The following is a 3295-nucleotide window of genomic DNA, read 5'->3' as shown; positions in this document are numbered from 1 at the left end:
TGCCGCCTGCTCTGGAGGCGGCAATGGCTCGGCAGGGTTTGCGGGCGGTCATGCGCAGCGGGATGACTGCTCCGTCGGCCGCCGAACTCGAAGACCTCGCTGTCCAGGCCGACATCTACGCCTCCCAGGTCATCCCCGGCATCCTGCAGACCTCCGGCTACGCGCACGCCGTGATGGACGGCAGCGGCCGGTGGAGGACCGAACGGGAAGTCCGCACCTTCGCCGAGCTCCGCAGCCAACGCCAGAACGTCCTGACACGCGACAACCCGCTATTCCTGGCTACTCACCCGCCTGGCGTGACTCCAAGGCAAGCGCCTTGAGCGTTCCTCTGGTCGTAACGATCATCTCTCCAGCGCCAAGATCTCGGAGGGCGCTGATCCTGTGTGCGTGGGGTGATCTCTCCATGATCTGTCCGTCCGGCCGCAGGCGGAAGAGTGCGCCTTCGCTAGCCACGACGAACCCGTCATCTGCTCGAATCACACCGCTCACCAGCGGCTGTCCGACATCCACCCGCCACAGTGTCGATCCGGTGTTGGGGTCTGCGGCGAGGTAGCCGCCGCGCGACTGCCGCAACCACACAACGCCGCCGACCAACTCTGCACCCTCAGCAACCAAGTCAACGTCATAGCGGATGAGCTCATCGACAGCTCCTGATAACTGAAGGCGCATCAAGGACCGTGGGCCCAGGCGCGCGAGACAGCGATCAGGGCCGACGGCAGTGAACACCGGGCGAAGCTCACTGTCAGCCAATGGCTTGGGCAATTGCCAGCGAGCCATCTCACTGCCGTCGCGTGGATCGATCAGCCACACCTCCGGACCATGGCCCATCAGCACACCGCCGCCCCACGACACTGGAAGCGCCGTATGCGCAGGCAACGGCGTCTGCCACAAAGGCCGCCCGTCCCGGAGATCGAACGCGGCCAGGGGGGTATAGCCGCGCCAGCCACCGACGAGAACAGTGTCTGTGGAAGCGACGACATGCCCAGAGAGGCAAGGCAGCTTCACGTGCCACAACTCTGCCCCCGTCCTGAGATCGAGGCAGGACAGCTGGTTGGGACTCTGCGGCAGGACCAGGCAACGGCCGTTGGCTATCACAAGGTCGCGCAGCCATGTGCCTATGGGTGCATCCCAGCGGACAAAGCCGTCTTCACGGTCCAAGCAGACGAGGCGGGTGTGACGCTCGTGCACGACGACGCGGTCTTCCGTCACAAGGAACGACGAAGCGGAACCCCTTTGATGGAGATCTCGCTCCCACAGAGTTTCCCTGATCATCCGCCCAGTTGACCAGGCAAGTCCCCGTTGCATCAAGCGCATCAATTCCAGCGGCAAAGGTCCTCTTGGCTAGCAGAGCGCCCTGCTGCGAGGTACTCGACCCAGGGGTCTTTGCGTAGTTCGCCGAGCGGCGGGTGCCCGGAATCAGAACGACGTCGTCGCCCGGGTGCTGCACCCAGGCCAGCGCCAACTGGCCAGCGTATGCGTGGCGGCCGGTGAGGGCTCCGGGCTGCTGCTGGGCCGGGACTGGGGTGCGGGCGGCCGCCACACCGGGTGGGTGCGGCGGCCGTGGGTGGGATTGGCTCGTGGTTCGAGTCAGTCAGCAGAGCGGCGGATCAGCCCGGCGTCACCGCGCCCTCTGGCATTCCGCACCACTCCTCCAGCGCCTCCGCCAGCCCGGCCGTCGACGTCGGCGCCTGCGCCCCCGCGTCGGCCGCCCAGGCCGTGAAGCCGTCCGGACGGACGAGCACCGCCGCCAGTTTCGGGCGGGACGGGCAGCCAGCCGTCAGGATGTCGACGCGGCCGGCATACCCCGCAGCGAGAGCCCGGAGCTCCGGGTCGTCAGTGAGGTCGAGCAGGAGCGCCCGGCCGCCGTGGAGGTGGTCCGCGAGGCGGCCGCCGTCGGTGAGTTCGAGGTCCGGGGTGCTGCGGCCGGTCAGCGGGTGCTCGCCCGGCAGCTCGTACCGCACCCCGCCACCGTTGAGCCACGAGGTGAGGTACGTGGTGCCCGTCACCGTCTCTGCCAGGTCGCTGACGATCTCGCGCAGGGCCCGGGACTGCGGGTCCGGGCGCATGGCCGCGACCTGGGACCGGGTCCAGTCCAGGACCCACGCGCCGACCGGGTGGCGCTCGGAGGTGTATGTGTCCAGCAGCCCTTCCGGCGCCCGGCCGGCGATCACCGCGGCGAGCTTCCAGCCGAGGTTCATCGCGTCCCCGATACCCAGGCTCAGCCCCTGGCTGCCGAACGCGGAGTGCACGTGCGCCGCGTCGCCCGCCAGCAGCACCCGGCCCTTGCGGTAGTCGGTGACCTGGCGGGCGTGGTCGGTGAAGCGGGTCGCGGTCCGCACCTCGGTGATCGTGACGTCCACGCCGGATACGCGGCGCAGCCGTGCCTGGAGGTCCTCGGTGGTGACCGGCGCGTCCCGGTCGGCCGGCGGGCCGTCGAACTCCACGGTGACGACGCGGCCCGGCATCGGCCCGTGGGCGTACACCCCGGTGTCCGTGGCGGTCCAGCCGACCTTCAGGTCCTCGGTGCCGGTCATCTCCACGACCGCCTGGTGACAGGTGACTTCCGGGTCCGTACCGGGAAATTCGAACCCCGCGAGCTTGCGGACCGTGCTGCGGCCGCCGTCGCAGCCCACGAGCCAGCCGGCGCGTATCGCCCCGTGGCTGGTCCGCACGGTGACGGCCCCATCGTCCGCGTCGAAGCCGGTCAGCTCCACTCCCCGACGCACGTCGACGCCGAGCTCGTCCGCCCGCCCGCCGAGCAGCCGCTCGATGTCCTGCTGCGCCACGAAAGCGATCTCGGCGGCGGGTCCGGCGTCGCCGAGGCCCGGCTCCGTACGGTCGACCAGGTCGGCGCGCAGCATGATCCCGGCGAAGTGCCCGACGAACCCGAGCCCTTGGCCCGCGGCAACGCCTCCGTCCCCGCCGTTCCGCTCGCGCATGAACGCCTGGAAGCGCTCCATCGCCTGCCGCTGCACCTCGGCCAGCGCGGGCAGCATGCCCCGGCGGTAGAGCGCCTCGGCGCTGGGCGTGGTGATCGCCCCGCCCTTGATCGTCGGGTTCACTTCGGTGAGGTGCTCCAGGACGGCCACCCGCGCGCCTCCGAGCCGGAGCTCGCAGGCCAGCATCAGTCCGACCGGGCCGCCTCCGGCCACTACTACGTCATAGTCCATGGCGCCGACTATGACCGAGGGCCAAAAAGGCCAAAAAGGCGCCGCGGTGTCAAGGCACCGGCCCCGCGAGGATGGACGGGAAGCGAGCCGTCCGCGCTCCTCCTCAGCTACCTCACCCGCCCCCG

General features: G+C 69.7%; 3 protein-coding genes. 1 reads left to right on the top strand and 2 read right to left on the bottom strand.

The window, feature by feature from the left end:
- The coding region (locus ACO1BR_RS43900) for a Scr1 family TA system antitoxin-like transcriptional regulator (protein ID WP_426800719.1) at positions 1–320 on the top strand (320 nt) is incomplete at its 5' end.
- On the opposite strand, the gene ACO1BR_RS43895 is transcribed toward ACO1BR_RS43900, so the two are convergent.
- Positions 280–1272, bottom strand: a complete 993-nt coding sequence (locus tag ACO1BR_RS43895; protein ID WP_426800718.1) for a PQQ-binding-like beta-propeller repeat protein — start codon at positions 1270–1272, stop codon at positions 280–282. The two genes, ACO1BR_RS43900 and ACO1BR_RS43895, sit on opposite strands and share 41 nt — an antisense overlap.
- 335 nt (positions 1273–1607) lie before the next feature.
- A complete protein-coding gene (locus ACO1BR_RS43890) occupies positions 1608–3170 on the bottom strand; it encodes an FAD-dependent monooxygenase (RefSeq protein WP_426800717.1) in 1563 nt (520 codons plus the stop codon).
- Between the last annotated feature and the right edge of the window lie 125 nt (positions 3171–3295).

This window comes from Streptomyces sp. YGL11-2 (genome assembly GCF_050054615.1).
Classification (GTDB): domain Bacteria; phylum Actinomycetota; class Actinomycetes; order Streptomycetales; family Streptomycetaceae; genus Streptomyces.
The sequence above is the reverse complement of the archived record's forward strand: the minus strand, read 5'-3'. Positions and strand labels throughout refer to the sequence as shown.